Annotated in this window: 24 protein-coding genes and 1 pseudogene; 17 read left to right on the top strand and 8 right to left on the bottom strand. The window is 47.1% G+C overall.

Annotation, left to right across the window (positions count from 1 at the left end; translation table 11 throughout):
* Positions 1-10: 10 nt before the first annotated feature.
* Genes B160_RS0107380 through B160_RS0107370 form a run of 3 tightly spaced genes read left to right on the top strand, consistent with a single transcriptional unit; the run spans position 11 to position 3625 of the window.
* Positions 11-1282 (top strand): TlpA family protein disulfide reductase, encoded by a 1272-nt coding sequence (locus B160_RS0107380; RefSeq protein WP_018627257.1) that lies wholly within the window; start codon positions 11-13, stop codon positions 1280-1282.
* On the top strand, positions 1279-2850 hold the full coding sequence (locus B160_RS30485; protein WP_018627256.1) for a sensor histidine kinase: 1572 nt from the start codon (positions 1279-1281) through the stop codon (positions 2848-2850). Before B160_RS0107380 ends, B160_RS30485 begins: the two co-directional genes overlap by 4 nt.
* 28 nt (positions 2851-2878) lie before the next feature.
* Complete coding sequence (locus B160_RS0107370; protein ID WP_018627255.1) at positions 2879-3625, top strand: LytR/AlgR family response regulator transcription factor; 747 nt, start codon at positions 2879-2881, stop codon at positions 3623-3625.
* A 22-nt stretch (positions 3626-3647) separates the two neighbouring features.
* Here the strand turns inward: B160_RS0107370 and B160_RS0107365 are convergent, their stop codons facing one another.
* Positions 3648-3983: a cupin domain-containing protein gene (locus B160_RS0107365; RefSeq protein ID WP_026309613.1), complete on the bottom strand. Its 336-nt coding sequence runs from the start codon at positions 3981-3983 to the stop codon at positions 3648-3650.
* A 221-nt stretch (positions 3984-4204) separates the two neighbouring features.
* Between B160_RS0107365 and B160_RS0107355 the strand changes: the two genes are divergently transcribed.
* Genes B160_RS0107355 through B160_RS0107345 form a run of 3 tightly spaced genes read left to right on the top strand, consistent with a single transcriptional unit; the run spans position 4205 to position 5534 of the window.
* Positions 4205-4780, top strand: coding sequence for an RNA polymerase sigma factor (locus B160_RS0107355; protein ID WP_018627253.1), 576 nt, complete (start codon positions 4205-4207; stop codon positions 4778-4780).
* A 10-nt stretch (positions 4781-4790) separates the two neighbouring features.
* Positions 4791-5135, top strand: coding sequence for a hypothetical protein (locus B160_RS0107350; RefSeq protein ID WP_018627252.1), 345 nt, complete (start codon positions 4791-4793; stop codon positions 5133-5135).
* Between the two features lie 33 nt (positions 5136-5168).
* Positions 5169-5534, top strand: a complete 366-nt coding sequence (locus B160_RS0107345; protein ID WP_018627251.1) for an Hsp20/alpha crystallin family protein — start codon at positions 5169-5171, stop codon at positions 5532-5534.
* A 29-nt stretch (positions 5535-5563) separates the two neighbouring features.
* Here B160_RS0107345 and B160_RS0107340 read toward each other — a convergent pair whose 3' ends face one another.
* Positions 5564-6151, bottom strand: a complete 588-nt coding sequence (locus tag B160_RS0107340) for a Crp/Fnr family transcriptional regulator (RefSeq protein ID WP_018627250.1) — start codon at positions 6149-6151, stop codon at positions 5564-5566.
* A 45-nt stretch (positions 6152-6196) separates the two neighbouring features.
* Positions 6197-6922 (bottom strand): ThuA domain-containing protein, encoded by a 726-nt coding sequence (locus tag B160_RS0107335; protein ID WP_018627249.1) that lies wholly within the window; start codon positions 6920-6922, stop codon positions 6197-6199.
* 157 nt (positions 6923-7079) lie between these two features.
* Between B160_RS0107335 and B160_RS32090 the strand changes: the two genes are divergently transcribed.
* Positions 7080-7697: a helix-hairpin-helix domain-containing protein gene (locus B160_RS32090; protein ID WP_018627248.1), complete on the top strand. Its 618-nt coding sequence runs from the start codon at positions 7080-7082 to the stop codon at positions 7695-7697.
* 9 nt (positions 7698-7706) lie between these two features.
* Here the strand turns inward: B160_RS32090 and B160_RS28580 are convergent, their stop codons facing one another.
* Positions 7707-8789 (bottom strand): COX15/CtaA family protein, encoded by a 1083-nt coding sequence (locus B160_RS28580; protein WP_018627247.1) that lies wholly within the window; start codon positions 8787-8789, stop codon positions 7707-7709.
* Positions 8790-8949: 160 nt separating this feature from the next.
* Here B160_RS28580 and serS point away from each other — a divergent pair, with 160 nt between their 5' ends.
* The 6 genes and pseudogenes from serS (at position 8950) to B160_RS0107295 (ending at position 12592) form a co-directional block, all read left to right on the top strand.
* Positions 8950-10224, top strand: coding sequence for a serine--tRNA ligase (serS, locus tag B160_RS0107320; RefSeq protein ID WP_018627246.1), 1275 nt, complete (start codon positions 8950-8952; stop codon positions 10222-10224).
* Positions 10225-10425: 201 nt separating this feature from the next.
* Positions 10426-11040: a nicotinamide riboside transporter PnuC gene (gene pnuC, locus B160_RS0107315; RefSeq protein ID WP_018627245.1), complete on the top strand. Its 615-nt coding sequence runs from the start codon at positions 10426-10428 to the stop codon at positions 11038-11040.
* Positions 11021-11134 (top strand): annotated as a pseudogene (locus tag B160_RS32535) (hypothetical protein); the annotation flags it as partial. The gene pnuC and the pseudogene B160_RS32535, both read left to right, overlap by 20 nt.
* A gap of 3 nt (positions 11135-11137) precedes the next feature.
* Positions 11138-11560, top strand: coding sequence for a hypothetical protein (locus tag B160_RS28575; RefSeq protein ID WP_018627244.1), 423 nt, complete (start codon positions 11138-11140; stop codon positions 11558-11560).
* Between the two features lie 289 nt (positions 11561-11849).
* On the top strand, positions 11850-12167 hold the full coding sequence (locus tag B160_RS0107300) for a c-type cytochrome (protein WP_018627243.1): 318 nt from the start codon (positions 11850-11852) through the stop codon (positions 12165-12167).
* A gap of 95 nt (positions 12168-12262) precedes the next feature.
* On the top strand, positions 12263-12592 hold the full coding sequence (locus tag B160_RS0107295; RefSeq protein ID WP_018627242.1) for a c-type cytochrome: 330 nt from the start codon (positions 12263-12265) through the stop codon (positions 12590-12592).
* Between the two features lie 117 nt (positions 12593-12709).
* Here the strand turns inward: B160_RS0107295 and B160_RS0107285 are convergent, their stop codons facing one another.
* The 4 genes from B160_RS0107285 to B160_RS0107270 form a co-directional block, all read right to left on the bottom strand.
* Complete coding sequence (locus B160_RS0107285; RefSeq protein ID WP_018627241.1) at positions 12710-13462, bottom strand: glycoside hydrolase family 25 protein; 753 nt, start codon at positions 13460-13462, stop codon at positions 12710-12712.
* 98 nt (positions 13463-13560) lie between these two features.
* Positions 13561-14097 (bottom strand): hypothetical protein, encoded by a 537-nt coding sequence (locus tag B160_RS0107280; RefSeq protein WP_245562163.1) that lies wholly within the window; start codon positions 14095-14097, stop codon positions 13561-13563.
* Positions 14098-14403: 306 nt separating this feature from the next.
* Positions 14404-16761, bottom strand: a complete 2358-nt coding sequence (locus tag B160_RS0107275) for an ATP-dependent helicase (protein ID WP_026309609.1) — start codon at positions 16759-16761, stop codon at positions 14404-14406.
* Positions 16762-16815: 54 nt separating this feature from the next.
* The gene (locus B160_RS0107270; RefSeq protein ID WP_026309608.1) at positions 16816-17772 is read right to left on the bottom strand and encodes a UDP-3-O-(3-hydroxymyristoyl)glucosamine N-acyltransferase; all 957 of its coding nucleotides are present in this window, start codon (positions 17770-17772) and stop codon (positions 16816-16818) included.
* Between the two features lie 551 nt (positions 17773-18323).
* On the opposite strand from B160_RS0107270, the gene B160_RS0107255 reads away from it, so the two are divergent.
* From B160_RS0107255 to B160_RS0107240, 4 genes are all read left to right on the top strand, one after another.
* Complete coding sequence (locus tag B160_RS0107255; RefSeq protein WP_026309607.1) at positions 18324-19199, top strand: YicC/YloC family endoribonuclease; 876 nt, start codon at positions 18324-18326, stop codon at positions 19197-19199.
* Between the two features lie 214 nt (positions 19200-19413).
* Positions 19414-19890, top strand: coding sequence for a gliding motility lipoprotein GldH (locus B160_RS0107250; protein WP_018627234.1), 477 nt, complete (start codon positions 19414-19416; stop codon positions 19888-19890).
* 1 nt (position 19891) lies between these two features.
* Entirely contained in the window at positions 19892-20881 is a 990-nt protein-coding gene (locus B160_RS0107245; protein WP_018627233.1) for a sensor histidine kinase, read from the top strand.
* A gap of 24 nt (positions 20882-20905) precedes the next feature.
* Positions 20906-21613 (top strand): response regulator transcription factor, encoded by a 708-nt coding sequence (locus tag B160_RS0107240; RefSeq protein ID WP_018627232.1) that lies wholly within the window; start codon positions 20906-20908, stop codon positions 21611-21613.
* Positions 21614-21617: the final 4 nt, after the last annotated feature.

Here is a 21617-nt window from a genome sequence, read left to right as displayed (position 1 = left end):
AATTCACCAGATGAAAAAGTTCATCTTTTTGTGCGCAGCATTGCTCATTGGATACAAAGGTCCGGCACAGGAAATACGGATCCCTGTTGCCCTGCAAAACGGATATGGCCCCTTTTACAGGACAATCAGTACGATCACTACGGATAGCATACCCGGCAACGGGTCCCTGTTAAAAGGAATACCCGCGAACCTCGATAGCGTTCAGCTACGGGTAATTACCATTCTCCCACACCAATATCAGTATCAAAACTTACTCTCGGCCAACGCTAAAGATCCCCGGCCCGATTCCTTGCCGGCCATCTGGCTTGCAAGGGTTGAAAAAGAAAAGCTTACCGGAAAGGAAATCAATTGTTTTTTTAATGTCGTCAGCGGCATTCATAAAGCAACCGGTAAATCCCAGGTGATCATTGACAAAAACCGCAATGATGACTTCAGTGATGACACCGCCTTTACGCCCGTCAGCTTAAAGAGCCTTAAAGACAAGCGAATGATGGAAAGGGCAACCTTCCCCATAACATTCGAACGATACAACGGCAAAAGGATCATTACAGAAAAAGCACGCCTTTTAGTAGCCATGAATTCCCGCAAAACGATCATGGTCAATTTTTCGCAATTCGGCAGTGCTGCCTGGAACGGTCATCATTTTTATATAAGTCCCCGGTATTTCATGAGCCTGTCCTACGTTAACAGCGACCTGATCTTCGGAAAGGGCCGTCTCGCAGCCGACAGTGTTCCTTCCGGTCAGATCATACAACAGGGCCGGTTCTTAAACATAAAAGGTCAATCCTACCAGTTTCTGGGAGTAGACATCCTGACGCAGCATATCCGGCTGAAAAAAATAAACGGAAAGGATAACCTGCACTCTGATCAAATTGGCTTCCGGGCGCCATCGCTTCAGGGAAGAAGGCTTTTGACCAGCCAGCTGATGAACATCGCCGGCCTGCCCGGAAAGTATCTCTTCATCGACTTCTGGGCTACCTGGTGCAAACCCTGCATTGCGCAGCTACGCTCCATCCAATCATACTATCAATTGGCCGATACATCAAAAATCGAATTTATAGGCGTTGGAATGGACAGCCGGAAAGAAGATCTGAAAGCGGTCATCAGCCGGTTTAAACTCAGGTATCCCCAAATAGTACCCGATAGCGGAATAGAGCAAACGTACAGCATCCCCGCCTTGCCTTCCAATCTTCTGATCGGGAAAAATAACCTTATTATTGCCAAAGATATTTCAATAGACAGTCTTGGTTCTTTTATCAAAAAAAACGGCCTGCTTCAATGAATAAATATTGCCTGCTCCTGTTCTTTATTTCCGTATTACCGGGGCTTCCCTGCCGGGCACAAAAAGCTCCATCCGTGGTTGATACAGGACCTGTTCCCTTCTTTGATTCAACAAGGATGCGTAAAGCCGTGGATGACGCGCCGTACCCCACGCTTTTCAATGTATTTCTTCTACAAAGATCTTTGCGGTTGCGGGAAAAAGATTATGCCGGCTTTACCGACACATCATTACAGAACAACATAAAAAAACTCAACGCCAATACCTACCGGATCGATGTAAATGACCTGTCTGAAAACATCATTTTGGTGAACTCCTTTGAAGCCGGCTATAGCTTCAAAGTGACTAATGACCAGGATCCGAATTCTGCAGCGATCAGCTGGCGGCCCTATGACGCGGCAAAGTTTAATGACAACCGTTCATTATCTTTCGATCCTTATTTTACCAGTTATGGTCTTTTTGACAACCGGAATAAAAAGATGCTGGTTCAATTCCTTTTTAATTATGTCTTTCCGGAACCCATTCCGATCTTAATGACCACCGACTCCGCTCTGATCGCGAAAAAGAAAAAAAATGCCGGATATCATTTCAGCCAAATAGTGCCGGCAGATAAAACTCCGCCTTATACCTCGTTTACAACAGACAGGAACGAGGTACTGATCTTATTTGAACACTTCTTAAGAAACGCCCGGTCCGGGAAATTAGATAAGCTGGAATACAAAATAAATGACGGCAACTGGGTCAGCACGGCATTGTCCTACACCCCTTCCATACTTCTTGAAAACCTGCAGCCGGGAAAATACTTGCTGTATGTAAAGTATTCAGCAGAAAAGGCGAAACCCCTGAAAATAGAATTGGAGATCCAACCGCTGAAACACTCCACCCTGTGGTGGGTCCTGGGCAGTGGGGCCTTATCCGCCATCCTCTTTTACCTTATTTATAAGATACGTTTAAACGCCGTCAAACAAAAGGCCAACAAGATCCGGCTGGAGCTTCAATCCATCCAGAGCCAGCTCAACCCTCATTTCATGTTCAACGCACTGGCGTCTATTCAATACCTGATGAACAAAAACGAAAATCAGAAAGCCAATCATTATCTCACTGAATTCAGCACTTTACTGCGCAACTCACTTTATAACAGTGAACAGGAACTCGTGCCCTTATCGCAGGAGCTGCAAACGCTGGAAACCTATATAAAACTGGAACAATTGCGTTTCAATTTTCGTTATACGATAAAGACCGATGAGTCCGTTGTGGCGGAGAACCTGATGACCCCATCGCTCCTGCTGCAACCTTTGGTAGAGAACGCGATAAAACACGGCATCTCATCGTTAAGGGAGCATGGCAGCCTTCAGATCTTCGTTTCGCAGGAGAACAGGAACCTGGAAATAGCCATACGGGACAATGGCAGCGGATTTAATACCAAACAGTATCACGGCGGATTAGGAATACGGCTGGTTAAGGAGCGCATCGCCGTTTTGAAAAAGCAGGATTTCCATATCGGATTCAGCATTTTTTCCAATCAAACAGATACGACCGTTGCCACCCTTACTTTTAAACATTGGTTATAATTGAAGCATTCTGATTTAATTTTAGGCCATGCAAGCAGTTATTGTAGACGATGAACCGAATAATATCAGCAACCTGCACCTGATGCTTTCAGAACATTGCCCTGAGATAAAGATCGTTGCCTCCGCTCTGAATGCAGCCGAAGGGCGCGAAGCCATTCTGCTGCATCGGCCGGCGCTCATTTTCCTGGACATACAGATGCCGGGGCAAAACGGCTTTGACCTGCTGCAATCTCTTCCGGCACAGGATTTTGAAGTGATCTTTGTTACCGGTTTTGACAAATACGGCATACAGGCGATTAAATTTTCGGCCATTGATTACCTGTTAAAGCCCATTGCCTTGGCCGACCTGATGACAGCAGTAGCCCGCGCCCGTCGAAAAATTGAAGAGAAAAAGCAGAACGAACAATTAAAAAATCTTTTACTTCATCTCCGGCAAACCGACCGGCAGGAACATAAGATCGCCTTGCCCTCAGCCAAAGAAATCCGGTTTATCCACCCATCAGATATCATTTATTGTGAAGCTAAAAATAATTACACCCTCTTTTACCTTCAAAACGATGAGAAGCTCACCATCTCCAGGCCGCTGCTTGAGTACGACCAGTTGCTGGAAGATTACGGATTTATCCGTTGCCACAACTCTTACCTCGTGAACCGGCATTTTATAAAAAGCATCCTCAAAGAAAATGGCGGCAGCCTGCTGCTGGAGAACAATGTACAGCTCCCCGTTTCCCGGCAAAAAAAGGAACAGATCCGGCAGGCCATGCTAAAAAGGTAGTTCCGTCATCGGGGTGCCCCGTTTAAAGAAAATCTTCCCGGCGGGGACTGAATGCATCGATCAGCATCCCGGCTTCCAGGCAGATACATCCATGCAACACATGCGGGGGAACATAAAAGCCATCCCCGGTGGTTACTATTCTCTTTTGATCGCCGATCGTTACCTCAAAAGACCCCCCTGCTACATAGGTTGCCTGAGCATGTTTGTGCTCGTGCGGGGTGCCTTCCGCCCCCCTTTCAAACTTCGCTTTAACCAGCATCAGATCATCTCCATGACCATATACCTGCCGCAGTACACCCGGCCCCGCATCCTGCCAGGGTATTTCGTTATCTACCTGAAAAAAAACACTTTGAACCATTCCGATTATTTTAATAGATCTGTTATGCGCCTTTTCCGACATGCATCCGCGCAAATTTATTAAACCCGGCGGTTTTGTGCCCCATAAATAGCCGTTTGCCCGCAAGTGCGCACCATTTTACCCTGTTTTACAGCCGGTAACGGGAAGTCTTCCAGAAAAAATTTAAAAATCAGGGGCTTTCTTTTAAAGTAATTTATCCGTTCAATCGTCTTATCTTTCTGATGCAGGAGCAAAAACTGGCAATATTGGCGGAGGAAAGGAAGCAAAATGTCATTCAGACCGTAAAGGATTACGGTAAGCGTCTCTTTGGGTTCATTCGTAAAAATGTAAACACCGATGCAGACGCAGAAGATATTTTGCAGGACGTCTGGTACCAGTATGCCAATGCCAGCACGAACCAGACTATTGAACAGGTAAGCGGCTGGCTGTTCAAAGTGGCCCGCAACAAGATCACCGACAAGTACCGCAAGAAAAAAGACAACCGGATCGATGACTACCGGTATGAGAACGAAGAAGGAGAGCTCCAGTTCAGAGAGCTGTTTTTTACACTCGATAATGACCCGGAACTGGCAGACATCAAAAAAATTTTCTGGGAAGAGCTGTTTTCCGCGCTGGATGAGCTTCCTGTAAACCAGCGGGACGTCTTTATCCTGAACGAGCTGGAGGAAGTTACCCTGCAGGAAATCGCCAACCGGTCCGGAGAGAACCTGAAGACCATCATCAGCCGGAAACGTTATGCGGTGCTGCACCTGCGCAGCCGCCTGCAGTATTTGTATGATGAATTAATGAACTATTAAAAAATATATTATGAACTACGGTAAAAAAGGCCGGCGGCCCCGTATTTTTTTATTCATTCTGCTGGGATTTGTTGCCCTCTTTGTTTTCGGGGGTCTCGTGATGCTTTTATGGAATGCGGTGCTGCCCGATCTGCTCGAGGTAAAAAGAATTTCCTTCTGGCAGGCGGTGGGGCTGCTGCTGCTTTCCAAGATCCTTTTTGGCATCGGCCATGGCAAGGGGCCGCACCGCCGTATGGGGCCTTCGGACCGCTTGCGCCGGAAGCTTAAAAATATGAGCGAGGAAGAGCGGAAAGCCTTCCGGGAGGCCTGGCGGCAGCGCTGTGGCCAGTGGCAACGATTTCACGATCAGGAATAAAAGAGCAACAACTCAAATCTATAAAACCATTCTATGCATACACAAGAATACCGGAGGCCCAAATACAATGTTCCGGTCAATATCGAAGAACGGGACGATTGTTACCGGCTAACCGCATATGTACCGGGTTTTCCGGAAGAAAACATCCGCACAAACATCGTTGACGATACGCTCGTCATTACCGGCAGCCGCGATGAGGATGACGCCGTTTTCGAATTTCTGAAACAGGAATTTCCGGTAAGGGATTTTGAGCGTAGCCTGCACCTGAATGGTTTGGTGGATACCAGCTGCATCAATACCCGCTTTAAAGAAGGGGTGCTCACCGTATTTTTACCCAAAAAACAAGAGGTTAAACTAAAGCATATCCGGCAACAGCTGGAAGCGGCGCTTCCCGGATAGATTGTCCCCGGCCCGAAACCGGTCCGTTTTCATGCCTTTATGTGAAGACGCGCCGTCCTTTTCCGGATGCGGCTGAGGCTCTCCGGTTCGATGCCCAGCATAGAAGCTATGTATTTTAAAGGTACGCGGTTGATCATTTCCGCATCATTTTCGAGCAATTCGAGATAACGGGTCTCCGGCGATTTTACCATTATATCTACCGTACGCTGAACGGTGGCTAAAAAGAGGGCTTCCGCCATTTTACGTCCAAAACGCTCAAACGCCTTTGCCCGCTCATATCCCTTTTGCATATGGTCGTAGTGCAGCTGGATGAGCACCGTATCTTCCAGCGTTTCTATATTCATAACCGATTTGGAACGGGTTAGAAAAGCCGCGTAGTCGCTTGCCCACATATCTTCCCGGAAGATCTTGTATGTGTGCTCCTTCCCCTCGATCTCGTGATAAAAACGGATCAGTCCTTTATCAATATAATAAACATAATTCGCCATTTCACCCACGCGCATTACTTTTTCTCCTTTTTTCACCGTTCTTATTTCCATAAATGGTATAAGAAAGGCAAGCTCGTCCTCTTCAAAGTGAAGATACCGTTCCAGGTTGGTAATAAGGTTGGTAAACATCGGGGTTTATCTTAAATCAAGGTATACAGGCAGCGGCGGGAATGCCTATTTCCATTTTTTATTTTTCCCGAGGGCATACCGGATCCCCCCCAGGATGTGCTTCAGGAACAACGGATCGGTATAAGATTCATCCACATGACCGAGCTCCGTATAAAAAACGCGCCCGCCTTCAAAATTGTGGTACCAGGCCATCGGGTGAAAATCGCCGTTCTTGCCGCCTTCATAACTTTTTTCGTCAATGGTAAGGAGCACTTTTATATCCTTGCTGATGTTTTTAAAATTATACCATTCATCCTTCCGGACCCATTGCGCCGGCAGGTGGCGGGTACTGATATGCTTTCTATCCACAATATTCAGCGTAGCGGTCTGTTGTTTGGGGTGGCTGAGGAACCAGGCGCCCATCATCTGGTTGTACCAGGGCCAGTCATACTCCGCATCCGTGGCGGCATGAATGCCTACAATACCTCCCCCGTTGTGCACATACTGCTGCAGGGTCTTTTGCTGGGCTTCATCAAACAGGGTACCGGTGGTGCTCAGGAAAATAATCGCTGCATAGTTTTTAAGATTGGCGTCGGTAAACGCTCCGGAATCTTTGGTACTGTCTACCAAAAAGCCGTTTTCGACGCCCAGCCGGTAAATGGCCGGCAGCCCCACTTCTATGGATTTATGATAAAAACCTGCGGTCTTATAAAACACCAGCACCCTTGGCCGGGCGGCCCAGGCTCCCGCTGCTGCGGTCAGCAACAACAGTAAAACGACTATTTTTTTCATATCAAATTTTAAACCATTACCAAATCCGTTTTAAAGATAATGCGCTTAATCTAAATATAACCCTATAAGGCTCATAATCTTAGCAGGAAATGCAAAATCAGGGGAAAAAAACGCCTGAAAACCGTTAATTTTGCGCTTTATATAAATTTTATTGAATATGAAGAACGTCGTATTCTCGCTCCCGGGCGAGGCGCTTGGAACGGCAAGTTCAGCCGTTTTACTGGGGGATTTCAACAACTGGGATATTGATAAGGCTATCGCCCTGAAACCGCATAAAGACGGAACATTAAAAGCCAAAGTAAAGCTGGAACCCGGGCAAACCTATGAGTATCGTTTTTTATTGAACGATGGGCGCTGGGTAAATGACTGGGCCGCACAAAGCTATGTGCACAAACACCATTTTGGGATCGACAATTCTGTGATCACTGTTGAAGCTGAAATACCTGTTGAGAAGAAGGCAAAGCCCCGGGCTGCCGGCAAGCAGAAGAAAACCACCTCAAAGACCGGGAAGGTTGCAGAGACTGTAAAGAATGACCTTACCAAAATTGAAGGGATCGGCCCTGCGATCGCAAAATTGCTGGAACAGGAAGGTTTTCACAATTTTAAAGATCTCTCCAAGGCCACCATCAAGAAATTAAAAGGTGTTCTGGACACAGCAGGCAGCAAATTTGCCATGCACGACCCTAAAAGCTGGCCCAAACAGGCAAAGCTGGCCGCCGCCGAAAAATGGGAAGAGCTGGAAGCCCTGCAGCAGGAGCTGACCGGGGGAAAATAAATAAAAGACTCAGGAGACAGTTGTTGGTACTCCCGCAACTGTTTCTGTTTCTGCAACGGGTGCCTTACGTACAAGGAATACCGTGATCACCATGCAAACCAATAACAACATTCCTATCAGCTGATGCAGGATGCTGAGCAGCAATTTATCGGGTGTGAGGTAGTTGACCAGGGCCAGAATGCCCAGGGTTACCTGTATGATCACAAGGGTCATTGGCCAGAAACGCATTTTATAAAGCAGGGTCGCCTTAGGCAATCGCGCCAGCCGCAGTGTAAAAAACACCATCAGTACGGTGATCAGGTAAGCCAGTCCGCGATGGATGAACTGGATGGTAATGAGGTTATGCGTGATATCGCTCAAAAAACTTCCCTCATTCAGCATCGACGCTGCCGGAACCATACTGCCATTAATGGTGGGCCAGGTGATGGCTGCTTTCCCTGCATGCGTACCGGCCATGAACGCGCCGTAGGTCAGCTGAAGCACAATGATCACCAGCAGGAGTATATTGAAGTTGCGCGTATATCCGTCTGTTGCGATCCGATCTGCACGTACGGTCAGTTTCAAGGCAAACCACACCACATAGCACAGCAGCAGCAGAGCAGCCAGGAAATGCACTGCCAGGCGGATGTGGCTCACGTACACCAGGTCGGTGCCCACCCCGCTTTTTACCATGATCCAGCCAATGGCCCCCTGAAGGCCACCCAACAGAAATAAAATGATCATGGGCCAGAGCATACTGCGATCTATTTTCTTTTTTACAACAAACCAGATAAAAGGGATCAGGAATACGATGCCGATCAGCCGGGCCCAGTCGCGGTGCAGCCATTCCCAGAAATAAATGCCCTTAAAGTCCGTCAGCGTAAAATGGTTATGAATGTATTTGAACTGCGCGATCTGTTTGTATTTGTCAAAAGCTTCGCTCCAGGCCTGTTCGTTCATGGGTGGCAATGCCCCCAGTATCGGCTGCCATTCCGTAATGGAAAGACCCGAGCCGGTCAGCCGCGTAAGTCCGCCCAGTAAAACCTGTATGATCAGCATGCCAGCGCCTACAAACAGCCAGGTAGCCACCGGTTTGTTCTTTTGTAATTGCATAACGCGCAAAAGTATTAAATTATTTGGGTTTCGGGAATCGAGACATGAGAATTCAGAATTGAGAATCGGGTATTGAGAATCCGGCACCAATGTCCGATATCTCGATTCTGAATTCTGGATTCTGAATTCTCGTTTATCTTTGCAAAAATTTTTTTGAAGCATGTTGCAATTACAGGTATTACGGCAGGACACAGAAGCTGTTAAAAAACGGCTGGCAGTAAAAAACTTTAAGGACCCCGGGCTGGTGGATGAAATCATTTCGCTGGACGATCAGCGCAAAAAGTCGCAGCTGGAGTTTGATACGACCCAATCCCTTGTAAACAGTGCTTCCAAAGAAATTGGCCGGCTCATGGCCAAAGGCGATAAAGAAGTGGCCGAAGCTAAAAAAGCGGAAGTGGCCGCCGCCAAGCAAAAACTACAACCCATCAGTGAGCAGCTGGCCCACGCGGAAAAAGAACTGCAGGAAAAACTGGTATTGCTGCCCAACCTGCCTTCACCCCTGGTACCGGAAGGCAATAGTGCTGAAGACAACGAAGTAGTGCGGGAGCACGGTGCCAAACCGGCGCTGAGCAGTGATGCGGTACCGCATTGGGACCTCATCAAAACATTTGACCTCGTAGATTTTGAAACCGGCGCCAAGATAACCGGCAGCGGCTTCCCCCTGTATAAAGGTCAGGGTGCCCGGCTGCAACGGGCGCTGGTACAGTATTTCCTGGACTACAACATTGCCGCGGGCTATACTGAATACCTGCCTCCTTTTATGGTAAACGAGGCCTCTGCTTATGGTACCGGCCAGTTGCCCGACAAAGAGGGCCAGATGTATCATATGCCCGCAGACAACTTTTATATGATCCCGACCTCGGAGGTCCCGGTAACCAATATTTACCGCGATACCATCCTGAAACAGGAACAACTACCGGTGAAAATGACGGCCTATTCTCCCTGCTTCCGCCGGGAGGCCGGCAGCTTTGGCAAAGACGTACGCGGACTGAACCGGGTGCATCAGTTTGAAAAAGTAGAGATCGTGCAGCTGACCCACCCGGATAAAAGCTATGAAGCACTGGAAGAAATGGTGGCGCATGTAGAACGGCTGCTGCAAAGCCTGGAACTGCCTTACCGGATCCTAAGACTTTGCGGGGGCGATATGTCGTTCACTTCTGCGCTCACTTACGACTTTGAAGTGTACAGCGCTGCCCAGGAACGCTGGCTGGAAGTAAGCTCCACCTCTAACTTTGAAGCCTACCAGACCAACCGGCTGAAGATCCGTTTCAAAGACGAGAACGGCAAGACCCAACTGGCGCACTCACTCAATGGAAGCTCGCTGGCCTTGCCCCGCATTGTGGCCTGCCTGCTGGAGAACAACCAGCAAGGTGATACAATTGCGCTGCCGAAGGTACTGGTTCCGTATTTTGGGAAAGAGGCGATTACAAAATAGACACAACAAACTGTATATAAGTAGTTTAATGAAGCCGTCCCGATTACTTTTGAGACGGCTTCTTCTCTTTCTCCGAGGCAGACCTCAGTGAAGCATATCAAAAGTTGAAATAACGTCATGAATAACTTGTAAAAGATAATCGGCTTTCTGAAAAATATTTTTGACATACAGACGGAGTTTTTCCACGCGCTGGGCTATTCCATGAGCTACCTGGAATTCTTTGGTGTGCTTACAGGACTTGCCGCCACCTGGCTTTCTGCCCGGGCCCATATCATCAGCTGGCCGGTGGGCATTGTAAATGTAGCGCTCTCTTTCTGGCTGTATTACCAGGTACATTTGTACCCCGATATGCTGCTGCAGGTCTTTTTCTTCGCCACCAACCTGGTGGGCTGGTGGCGCTGGGCGCACCCCAAAACATTTGAAGCCGATGCAAAAAAGGAACTAAAGGTCAGCTTTATGAAACCCGCACAGCTCACGCGCACCATCCTGCTGGCCGGCTCGGGCACTTTTTTGCTGGGAACCTTTGCGGGTCGCCTGCACGAATGGTTCCCCAAGGTCTTCCCGGCACCCAGCTCTTTCCCTTTTGCGGATTCCTTTATTATGGTGATGAGCATCCTGGCTACCTTTTACATGATCCAGAAAAAGATCGAATGCTGGATCATCTGGATGCTGGTAGACCTTACAGCCACCGTGCTCTATTATATAAAGGGCATCCGGTTCTACAGCCTGGAATACCTGGTGTTTACCGGCATCGTACTGATGGGCTTTCTTCACTGGGTAAAGGAATACCGCTCTTATTCATCAAAGCCGGTATGACACGGGGGCTCGTCATAGGAAAATTTATGCCCTGCACAAAGGACATATAGCGCTTATTGAATTTGCAGCCGCACATTGCGACGAACTGATCGTCTCAATGAGTTATACAGATAGCGACCCCATTGACGGCAATCTCCGTTTTTCATGGCTCCTTGAGCAATTCAGCTCCGATCCGAAAATAAGGCCGCATATTATCAAAGATGATTTTGATGACGAAACATTACCGCTGGAGGACCGTACCCGGGCATGGGCAAAAAAGATGAAGACCGTTTATCCGCCCATCCAAGTGCTCATCGGTTCAGAGCACTATGGCCCGCCCTTTGCACGGCATATGAATGCAACGCATATTTCCTTTGATCCCGGGCGGAGCCAGGTACCGGTTGCTGCAACTGCGATACGAAACCGGCCGCTTACCAACTGGAATTTTATCCCCGCACATATCCAGCCTTACTTTCTCAAAAAGATCTGTTTTTACGGCCCTGAAAGTACGGGCAAAACGACCCCAGATCGTTCCCGATAAAGAAAGGGACAATGCATATGGGTTTGGCGAATAGCGGATCCCGGCGGCACCTTTCATAAAGAATAACATAAGCGGTCTTTGAATTTTATGAGGTATTGTTCAAAACGGTGTGAAGTGATCGTTCGCAACAGGATCGTATGGCTTTCCTGCTTCAGGATAGCAATTACCAGCTGTCCGGCATATACCGGTTTCCCGGTATTCCGATCCCCGGAATATTAAATTAAAAAATAATTGTCATAGAATTGTAAGTTGGCTTATTTATTGTTATTTTTATAAAAACAATCCTTTTATGAAAAAGATAATCCTTTGCGCTTATATTGCCTTAACGGCAGCAGTTGCCTGTACGCCCAAGGCCTCTCCATCTACTACAGATGCCGTTATTCCCGAGGCCGCCAGTGTTAGCAGCGATCAGGCTTCCATTGATGCCGGCCATACCATCTTTACAACAAAGTGCACCAAATGTCATGGTGCCAAAGACAAAGCCGTTGCTTCTAAGTCTTATGAAGATTTAAGGCCCATACTGGCTTCCATGACTAAAAAAGCAAAACTCAGCAAAGAGGAGATCCAGCAGGTTTCCGCTTACGTTTATGCAAATGCCAAGAAATAACAGGAACCCCTTTTATATCAGAACCTCCTTTTAACAGGAGGTTTTTTATTTTTTAACTGCTTATAGTTAATATTGCAGAAACCATCCCAGAGAATATGAAGAAATTAGCAGGTGTACTTTTTGTATGCATCGTTATCATTTTCAGCTGCACCCGCAAAGCCGCGCCTACCATACCCAACCGGCCGGTGGAACCGGTTGCCGGTAACAAGGCCGATACGGCAGATTTTAATTCCAGCAATCCCCTTGTTGCCGGTAAGGCCATTTATGAAATAAAGTGTACCAAATGTCATAAGGCAAAGAACCTGTCCGACTGGACACCGGATGAATGGAAGCCGATCCTGAACTCAATGGTAAAAAAAGCAAAGCTCAATGACCTGCAGATATCACAGGTGACCCAATACGTAAATGCGCACGCAAAAAAATAGCGGCGCGGGGGCGGCCACCGGTATCCGTTCAATAGCCTGCGGGGTTGTCTGAAACAGGTTTGCTGCCGTTTTTTCCCGGAAAAGTTTTCCTGATCGCCCGGCTGGTATCCTGCAAGTCTATTTTATAAGAAACTCCCGGAATGCAACGGAGTCGCCGTTAAAAACATTAAAGTCAACTTTGGCATCAATGCCATTTACCTGACCTGCGTCATTGTGCTGCCACAGGGTCCAGTCACGCCGGATGTGCGGTTTTCGCTTTTCATAATAGTGGGCCACCCATAAAGGATAGTCATTAAACGATTTCCCCAGGTATTGATCATAAAAATCAGCGTTGGTATAGATCACCGGTTTTACCCCATAATGCTGTTCAACAAGTCGCAGCCATATCTTTGAGCGCTCCCGGATCACCGATGCCGGAAGATTATTGGTTTGCTCTACATCCAGCACGGGCGGCAGGTCGCCCGGTTGCAGCGAAACATTCCGGATAAAATTAACCGCCTGTTTGACCGGATCTTTTGAAGGGATAAAAAAATGATATGCACCCCGCGGCATGCCGTTCTTCCGGGTATTTCGCCAGTTGCGCTTAAACTGCACATCCAGGTCCCGCTCTCCTTCGGTAGCCTTGATAAATGCGAAGCCGATACCAATATGCTGGACCCTCATGGTCTTTACTTCTTTCCAGTTTATACGTTTCTGATACCGGGATACATCAATGCCATGGAGTGAATAGTCAACGGGGATTTCGATGCCAAACTCCGGGTACCGCTTTACCTCGAGTTCAAACCTCTGGCTCCAGTCCAGCGCAAAAAATACCCCGACCAATACCACCAGTACCAGCAGGGACCCTATCAGCCTCCACCGATACGTCATTTTTTTCTTTTTCTTTCTTCGCTTTTTCCTGACTGCCATAAAAAAACCGGATCCATCTTTGGACCCGGCAAAATTATTTGTTTAGCGCTGATATCTTCCTACCGCCTGTTAAATTTTGTTTTAAATACGCTTTTCCTGTTTTCGATATCATCCAGTGCCTGTTCTACCGCACTTAACCGTGCGACCTTAACCAATCCTTCCGTTCCCGTTTCATAGTCTGAAGCAGAGCTGTAAATAAAATCAGAAGCATACCGGACAATCCGTTCCTGCACGGGTATATTGTGGATCAGTTCCAGGTGATCTGCCATGATTTCCGGCCGTGCCAGGTCAATAGAAAGCATTTCCTTTACCCGCTTCCACACCTCCAGCTTTCTTTGTGTTCCCAGAAAACCATGGTTCTTCTGGAAATGCTCGGTCAGCCATTGCCGCCGCTCTTCCGGCTCATTATTTACAGCCTCTATGACCTTTTCGGTGGTAAACTGTTTAAAGGCCTTTCTTAATTCCTTAAAGGAGACATTTTTCTGCACCTGGCAGATGATGTATAGTTTATTGGGCATCAGGCACCAGCCATAAACGATCAATCCCTTGCTGCTGATATAATGATTGAGGGTATGCACAATGATCTGTTTGTACATAGGCCTGATAAAAATATCGGTAAGATCAACGGTCTCCAGTGTTAAAAAATAACACCCGTGATCATCAAATGATATAACCCGTTCAGTATCCATGACTATTACCCCAATACATGATTCAAGCACATCTATGCGCATTCAGAAGAATGTTCATTAAATGTTAATGTTTTAACAAGGCAAAACTTGTTCCAATTATTTTAAACGGAGTCAAAATTTTTTACCCATAAAATACAGGTATCACCGTCTCAATTTTATTTAATTAAGAATCAAGGAGTAAGAATAGATCTTTTTTTAATATTAAAAAAAAATTCAGGATAAAATTTTCAGACGCGCATAATTCAGGAGGATTTTCTTTTCCCCATTGGCGTCAAACCGGATCAGGGCCATCTTATTGTGCTGGTTCCCTTCCAACTTCAGTACTTCGCCAAATCCAAATTTCTGATGTTCCACTTTCCGGCCTACCGCTATTTCACTGATATCACTGGGCTGAAAATCTGCCGACGGTGTATGTTCAATGGTCTTTTTTGCTTCCGGTTTGGGGCCAAGATATTCCGGCGTTGTTTTTTTTGCAGGCGGAGGCCCGTATTTTTTTTCGGCGGCAATGGTGCCTCCCCCGCTGTTGCCCCGGCCTCCGCTCATCCGCTCATAAACAGATCCCGAACTGCCAAACCCGAACGAACGTTGCATTTTGGTACCTCCGCCGGCGTAGGTATTGTCGATATAGTCTTTGGGAAGCTCTTCAATAAAGCGGCTGGGCTCGTTTTGAACCAAGGATCCGAACTTATACCGGGTATTCGCATATGTGATCCACAGCCGGCTCTTGGCACGGGTTACCACTACATAGAACAACCGTCGTTCTTCTTCCAGTTCCTCCCTTGTATTAATGCTCATGGCATTGGGAAACAGCTGCTCTTCCAGTCCGGCGGCAAAAACACAGGAAAACTCCAGGCCCTTCGCAGCATGGATCGTCATCAGCTTTACGGTATCGGCATCCGGGTCCTTGTTATCGGCATCGGTCAGCAACGTGATCTGTTGCAGATAGGCGCCCAGGCTTTTGTCGATCACCTCGCCTTCTTCATTGTCCGGGCTTTCCACCCATTCTTTAATGGAGTTGAGCAGCTCCTGTATGTTCTCATAACGTTGCAGTCCTTCGGTACTTTTATCGTTAAAAAGCTCTTTCACCAGGTTGGTCTGCTTCCCCACGTGAAAAGCCACATCATAAGCATTTTGTTTTTTCAGCATGCTGGAAAAGCTTTGGATCATCAGCACAAAATCCTGGATCACATTCAGCGTACCGGCGCGGAAACCGAACTGGTCTGCCTTTTCCAGCACTTCCCACATAGTGATCTGATGGGTATTGGCCAGCAGCAGGATCTTGTCGATCGTTGTTTTTCCAATGCCTCTTACCGGGTAGTTAATGATCCGCTTCAGGGCTTCTTCATCGCGGCTGTTTACGATCAACCGCAGATAAGACACAAGGTCTTTGATCTCTTTACGCTGGTAAAAGCTGATGCCGCCATACATGGTATAGGGAATGCTCATGCGGCGCAGCGATTCCTCGAAGGCGCGGCTTTGCGCGTTGGTTCGGTATAAGATGGCAAAATCCCGGTTGGAAAAATGATTGCGTAATTTTTGCTCCTGGATGGTATCGGCCACAAATTTGCCTTCATCATTATCCGTCATGGTGCGCACGATCCGGATCTTTTCCCCACTGACATTCTCCGTAAACAGCACTTTGGGGATCTGGGCCTTGTTGTTGCGGATCACCTCATTGGCTACATGGATGATGTTTTGTGTGCTCCGGTAATTCTGTTCCAGCTTCACCACTTTTACATCGTCATAATCCTTTTGAAACTGCAGGATATTTTGAATGGTAGCGCCCCGGAAGCTGTAAATACTTTGTGCATCATCACCCACCACACAAACATTCTCATGCATCGCACCCAGCAGCTTAACGATCTCATACTGGGCTGGGTTGGTATCCTGGTACTCATCGATCATGATATACCGGAATTTATGCTGGTACTTGCTCAGTACTTCCGGAAAGCTTTTCAGCAATTCATAGAACTTCAGCAGCAGGTCGTCGAAATCCATCGCCCCGTTCTTAAAACAGCGCTTGCAATAGGCATCATAGATCTTGCCGATGGCCGGCCGGTTGGCGCGCATGTCTTCCTGCTGTATATGGTAATCAGTAACATAATCCAGCGGGCTTACCAGCGCATTCTTTGCAGCAGAGATCCGGTTATAAACCGTAGCCGGTTTGTACAGCTTATCATCCAACTGCATTTCATTGATCACCGTTTTTACAACGCTCTTGGCATCATCCGTATCATAGATGGTAAAGCTATTGGGATAGCCCAGGCGGTGGGCTTCTGCGCGAAGGATCCTTGCAAAAACGCTGTGAAAAGTTCCGATGTATAAATTCCGGGCCTCGTTGTTCCCGAGTATCCGTTCAACACGTTCTTTCATTTCCCTGGCCGCTTTATTGGTGAACGTAAGCGCCAGTATATTAAAGGCATCAATCCCCTTGGCCATCAGGTGAGCAATCCGTGTGGTGAGCACTTTGGTTTTTCCGCTTCCGGCCCCCGCTATGATCATCAATGGGCCATTAATATGTAGTACGGCCTCTTTTTGCCGTTCATTCAATCCTGCTAAATAATCCTGCATGGCCGCAAGGTACGAAGCAGAACGCGGGTATAAAAAGAAACCTTGAATTTTTTGCTAACTGGATGATTCGCTTTTGTTTAACCGGTCCCATATCTGGGGGATCCGTTTGATCCAAACAAGCTCTTTCTTTTTTTCATGGGCAGGAACAGCCGGGCTGCCAAAATATGCTCCCCCTCCTTTCAGGGAAGAAGCTACTCCGCTCTGTGCATTGATCACCGCACCTTTACCAATCGTCAGTGTTTTGCTCACCCCCACCTGTCCCCAAAGGATCACTTCATCTTCAATGACCGAGGCCCCCGCAATACCCACCTGCGCTGCAAACAAACAGTTCTTGCCCACCAGGGTATCATGCCCGATATGTACGAGGTTATCCATCTTGGTGCCGGCACCGATACGGGTAACACCGGTAACACCCCGGTCGATGGTGCAACCCGCTCCGATTTCCACATCGGCTTCTATTTCCACCCTACCGCAACTGATCATCTTTTTATAATGCACCGGCCGGTTGGTTTTTTTATTATAATAAAAAGCATCGCTGCCAATAACCGTTCCGCTTTGAATGATCACATTGTCACCAATGGTACAGTGATCCATAATGGTTACATTGGGATAGATCACACAATGAGCGCCGATCGTAACATGATTGCCCAGATATACATGAGGCATGATAACGGTACCGGGCCCTGTTTGTGCCGTTGCCGCAACCGCTTCCATGGAAGGACGGAACGGGCGGTAGGCAGATACGATCTTCAGGTATGCCTCAAACGGTTCATCAACGATCAGCAATGCTTTGCCTTCCGGTACCTTCTGCTCCGTATTGATGATGATAAAACTGGCTGCCGAATGAATGCTCGTATCATAATATTTAGGATGATCTACAAAAACAAGGTCGCCCTTTTCCACCTGGTGGATCTCATTGATGCCCGTTGCTGCAGCATCATGATCCCCTACAATTCTTGCCGCGATAAGCGCCGCTATTTCTGAAAGCGGAACAGGATTTTCGAATCGCATATCTTTTTTTTCAAAGTTAGGCGTAACTGGTTGTTGAAGTACAAAACGCCAAAGTTTTTCACATTCCGGAAATTTTCTGTACGCTTTCAAAAGATTTTTATGTTGTTATCCGGGATCAAAAAAGCCCGCTTTTATCAACCAAACAATCATCAAAACATCTTGCGCCTCCATCGAAATAAAAAATGCTTTCTTCATAAAACCCTTTATTCATCCATGTTCCAGCGGTTCTTTAAATAATGAGGAGACAAGACACTTTCTTTTCTTTGTTTTATCAGCCGGTTCCGGTGCTTCAAAATGAATGCTACATATCCACAGGCCGTTTTAAAATGTGAATAAAATTTGTAGTAAATAATTTTTGTATCGACGAAATAATATTTAATATTGTGGTGGGAAATTTTATTTTCCATACTTACTAACCCATCTTTATAAAATAATCCCTTCACTTTCGGAGGGATTTTTTTATACCCGGCACCGGGCCAGGAGCCTTCTCCTCCCCTCTTTTATTTTTTACAAGAGACGTTGCGAATAATTATCTTTACAAAAATCAATGTATGTTCAAATCAATGACAGGCTTTGGCCGCGCTGAAAAAACGATTGGCAACAAAACCTTCCTCGTAGACATCAAATCACTAAACGGAAAACAGTTTGACCTGTCATTAAGATTGCCTGCGCTGTTAAAATCGCAGGAATTTACTATACGGAAAACACTGGCGGAAGGATTGAGCCGGGGCAGTGTGGAATGCAGCATCAGCTTAAAAGATACAGGGGATGCAAAGCCTGTTACCATCAATACAGATCTTGCAAAAGCGTATTACCATTCTCTGTCCACCCTTTCCAGGGAATTGAACATAGATACTTCCAATATCCTGAGCGCATTGATCAAGCTGCCCGAAGTGATCACACCTACCAGTGAGACCCTGTCTGATGAAGATGCCACGGCCTTTACGGAACTGCTGAAAGAAGCGATCGCCGACCTGAACCAGCACCGGCTCAATGAAGGCGGGATCCTGAAAGAAGAGCTTACAGGACGCATCCGTAATATTGAAACCCTGCAGACAGAAGTAGAAAAGCTGGACCCCTCCCGCAAGTCCATGATCCGGGATAACATCGTGAAGCTGCTCGAAGAAAATGTGGGGAAGGAAAACTTCGACACCAACCGCCTCGAGCAGGAGCTGATCTATTACATTGAAAAAATTGACATCACCGAAGAGCTGGTGCGGCTCAAAAATCACTGCGCATATTTTATGCAGACCGCTCAGGAAGATATCGATATAAAGGGGAAGAAGCTTTCCTTTATCCTGCAGGAAGTAGGAAGAGAGATCAATACCACGGGGTCCAAGGCCTATCACGCCTCCATTCAAAAGCTGGTCGTTATGATGAAAGATGAGCTGGAAAAAGCGAAGGAGCAGGTGCTGAACGTTTTGTAACCGGCGGACCCTCCACTGAGAGATAAAAATGCCTTAAGATCTCTTTAACGAAATACCCCGGTCCTCCCTTAGCCTCCATACGGTTCATTCCACAGCTGCATTTTGTACTTCACTGAGGGCCCAGGCACACGCAAACACTAAAAAATCGTGAGCGGCCCCGTTTCAGCAATGGCGAATGAGCTGTATAATAGTACATTTGCAAAAATGCACCCCGATGGACCGGTTCGTTTATTGTTTATTTTTTGTTTTGATCAGCACTGTTTTTTCCTGCCGGCAGGTAAAGGTAACCGAGCGGATCGCCGATATACCCCGGCACGAGTGGCGGAAAAATGTGCCTGCCGTGATAGAACTTGACATAGCAGACACGGCAACATACCAGCTTTATTTACTGGTACGTCATACCCAGCAATACCGTTACAACAACCTTGTTGCAAGGATCTCCATTAAAGACACGGCCAACCAACCCATAACTTCCTTCCGGGTAAACGCATCTCTGGTAACCCCTTCCGGAAAATGGGCCGGGAACAATATTGACGACCTGTATGATCACCGTATCCGGTTAAACACCGATGTTCCGTTAAAAAAGAACCGGTACCGGTTCACCATCAGCCAGCTCATGAAAGACGATCCCCTGCTCTTTATTTTAAATGCAGGCATCGGCATCAAAAAGATAACAGCAATCCCCGAATGATATGGAGCAAAAGCGCAGGCGATATTCGAAGAAAGCAACCACCCTTTTTTATTTGCTGGTGGTTTATATTCTTGCCGCGCTGGTTTGGTGGTTTATTTCCCTGGAGCAGCAGAACAACCGCCTTCATCAATCAAAGATCGAGCATTTAAAGATTGCAGTGCCGGATACCGCCGCTGCCCGCTACAAAGACCAGCTGTACCTCATTAAAGATGAATACCGGAGGAACCGCGTAAAATATGCGGGGGAAGGCATCGTATTCCTCGGACTCATCCTTATAGGCGCCCTGTTCATCTACCGGTATATTACCCAGCAGGCCCGCCTGCAGCAGCAGCAGCAGAATTTTACCATGGCCGTAACCCACGAACTGAAAACGCCCATCGCCGTGGCAACGCTGAATCTGGAAACACTGCTAAAACACAATCTGGATGAAGGCAAACGGCGGAAGCTGATCGCGATGACCCTTGAGGAAACCGCCCGGCTTCATTTTCTTACCAACAATATCCTCGTATCGGCGCAGCTGGAAGGCCAGGGGCGCAAGATCAATAAGGAAGATCTGAATCTCTCCAACCTGCTTTCGGACCGCATCACCGAGTTCAAAAAACGGTTCCAGGATCGCCGGTTTGAGGAGATGATCGACCCGGATGCGGATATAAAAGGCGACCCTTTATTACTGGAGATCCTGATCAACAACCTCATTGAGAATGCGCTTAAGTACAGCCCCAAAGAAGGCCTCATAACCATCACGCTGACCCGGCAGCCCGGGCAGGTGATCGCTTCGGTTACCGACGAAGGGCCTGGCATCCCCGATGATGAGAAGAAAAAGATATTTACAAAATTCTACCGTATCGGCAATGAGTCCACACGTAAAAAGCAGGGCACGGGACTTGGGCTCTATTTATGTGACAAAATCGCCAAAGATCACAATGCAGACATTTCAGTGACAAATCATGAACCGAACGGGAGTACTTTTGCGGTTAAATTTCACACTTAGTCGTTCGACAAAAGACAACAGACTATGAACGGAGACAAAACGGCTACTATATTACTGGTAGAGGACGAAGAAAACCTTCACGAAGCATTAAAATTAAATCTGGAACTGGAAGGCTATGCCGTTACCTCGGCCTTTGACGGAGTGCAGGCCATAGAAGCGATAAAAAATGAATATTTCGACCTGGTCATATTAGATATTATGCTGCCCGAAATGGATGGCATTGCCGTTGCGGAAACCATTCGCCTGGGTAATAACGAAGTGCCGATCCTGATGCTGAGCGCCAAAAATACCAGTAACGACAAGGTGCTGGGCCTGAAAAAAGGAGCCGACGATTACCTCACCAAGCCGTTTAATCTTGAAGAGCTACTGCTCCGTATACAAAAACTGATCAATAAAAATCAACGGCTGCAGGAAAAGAGCACTGTTGGCAATTCCTACACTTTTGGCGACAATATCATCGACTTTAAAGCGCAGGAAGCCGTCACCAAGTACGCCGGCAAGATCCAGCTGAGCAAAAAAGAAGCCATGCTGCTAAAGCTCCTCATCGAAAACAAGAACGAGGTTGTACCCCGCGAAAAGATCCTGCAGGCAGTATGGGGCTACAATGTTTATCCGACCACCCGCACCATCGACAATTTTATTCTCAACTTCCGGAAATATTTTGAAAAAGACAGCCGCAACCCCAAATTTTTTCATTCGGTAAGAGGTGTAGGGTATAAGTACACCGAATAGTTAT

The organism is Niabella aurantiaca DSM 17617 (assembly GCF_000374125.1).
GTDB lineage: Bacteria > Bacteroidota > Bacteroidia > Chitinophagales > Chitinophagaceae > Niabella > Niabella aurantiaca.
Note: the sequence above shows the minus strand (reverse complement) of the source record. Positions and strands in the feature narration are given on the sequence as shown.

Excerpts from the sequence above, each read along its gene's own strand:
- B160_RS0107280 (WP_245562163.1), bottom strand. The coding sequence starts at position 14,097 with ATGTACAAACAGATCATTGTGCATACCCTCAATCATTATATCAGCAGC.
- B160_RS32090 (WP_018627248.1), top strand. The coding sequence starts at position 7,080 with ATGAAGAACGTCGTATTCTCGCTCCCGGGCGAGGCGCTTGGAACGGCA.
- B160_RS0107245 (WP_018627233.1), top strand. The coding sequence starts at position 19,892 with ATGGAGCAAAAGCGCAGGCGATATTCGAAGAAAGCAACCACCCTTTTT.
- B160_RS0107370 (WP_018627255.1), top strand. The coding sequence starts at position 2,879 with ATGCAAGCAGTTATTGTAGACGATGAACCGAATAATATCAGCAACCTG.
- B160_RS0107345 (WP_018627251.1), top strand. The coding sequence starts at position 5,169 with ATGCATACACAAGAATACCGGAGGCCCAAATACAATGTTCCGGTCAAT.
- B160_RS0107355 (WP_018627253.1), top strand. The coding sequence starts at position 4,205 with ATGCAGGAGCAAAAACTGGCAATATTGGCGGAGGAAAGGAAGCAAAAT.
- B160_RS0107340 (WP_018627250.1), bottom strand. The coding sequence starts at position 6,151 with ATGTTTACCAACCTTATTACCAACCTGGAACGGTATCTTCACTTTGAA.
- B160_RS0107380 (WP_018627257.1), top strand. The coding sequence starts at position 11 with ATGAAAAAGTTCATCTTTTTGTGCGCAGCATTGCTCATTGGATACAAA.
- serS (WP_018627246.1), top strand. The coding sequence starts at position 8,950 with ATGTTGCAATTACAGGTATTACGGCAGGACACAGAAGCTGTTAAAAAA.
- B160_RS0107335 (WP_018627249.1), bottom strand. The coding sequence starts at position 6,922 with ATGAAAAAAATAGTCGTTTTACTGTTGTTGCTGACCGCAGCAGCGGGA.
- B160_RS0107365 (WP_026309613.1), bottom strand. The coding sequence starts at position 3,983 with ATGGTTCAAAGTGTTTTTTTTCAGGTAGATAACGAAATACCCTGGCAG.
- B160_RS0107255 (WP_026309607.1), top strand. The coding sequence starts at position 18,324 with ATGTTCAAATCAATGACAGGCTTTGGCCGCGCTGAAAAAACGATTGGC.
- B160_RS28580 (WP_018627247.1), bottom strand. The coding sequence starts at position 8,789 with ATGCAATTACAAAAGAACAAACCGGTGGCTACCTGGCTGTTTGTAGGC.
- B160_RS28575 (WP_018627244.1), top strand. The coding sequence starts at position 11,138 with ATGAGTTATACAGATAGCGACCCCATTGACGGCAATCTCCGTTTTTCA.
- B160_RS0107295 (WP_018627242.1), top strand. The coding sequence starts at position 12,263 with ATGAAGAAATTAGCAGGTGTACTTTTTGTATGCATCGTTATCATTTTC.
- B160_RS0107285 (WP_018627241.1), bottom strand. The coding sequence starts at position 13,462 with ATGACGTATCGGTGGAGGCTGATAGGGTCCCTGCTGGTACTGGTGGTA.
- B160_RS0107300 (WP_018627243.1), top strand. The coding sequence starts at position 11,850 with ATGAAAAAGATAATCCTTTGCGCTTATATTGCCTTAACGGCAGCAGTT.
- pnuC (WP_018627245.1), top strand. The coding sequence starts at position 10,426 with ATGAGCTACCTGGAATTCTTTGGTGTGCTTACAGGACTTGCCGCCACC.
- B160_RS0107270 (WP_026309608.1), bottom strand. The coding sequence starts at position 17,772 with ATGCGATTCGAAAATCCTGTTCCGCTTTCAGAAATAGCGGCGCTTATC.
- B160_RS0107350 (WP_018627252.1), top strand. The coding sequence starts at position 4,791 with ATGAACTACGGTAAAAAAGGCCGGCGGCCCCGTATTTTTTTATTCATT.
- B160_RS0107250 (WP_018627234.1), top strand. The coding sequence starts at position 19,414 with ATGGACCGGTTCGTTTATTGTTTATTTTTTGTTTTGATCAGCACTGTT.
- B160_RS0107275 (WP_026309609.1), bottom strand. The coding sequence starts at position 16,761 with ATGCAGGATTATTTAGCAGGATTGAATGAACGGCAAAAAGAGGCCGTA.
- B160_RS30485 (WP_018627256.1), top strand. The coding sequence starts at position 1,279 with ATGAATAAATATTGCCTGCTCCTGTTCTTTATTTCCGTATTACCGGGG.
- B160_RS0107240 (WP_018627232.1), top strand. The coding sequence starts at position 20,906 with ATGAACGGAGACAAAACGGCTACTATATTACTGGTAGAGGACGAAGAA.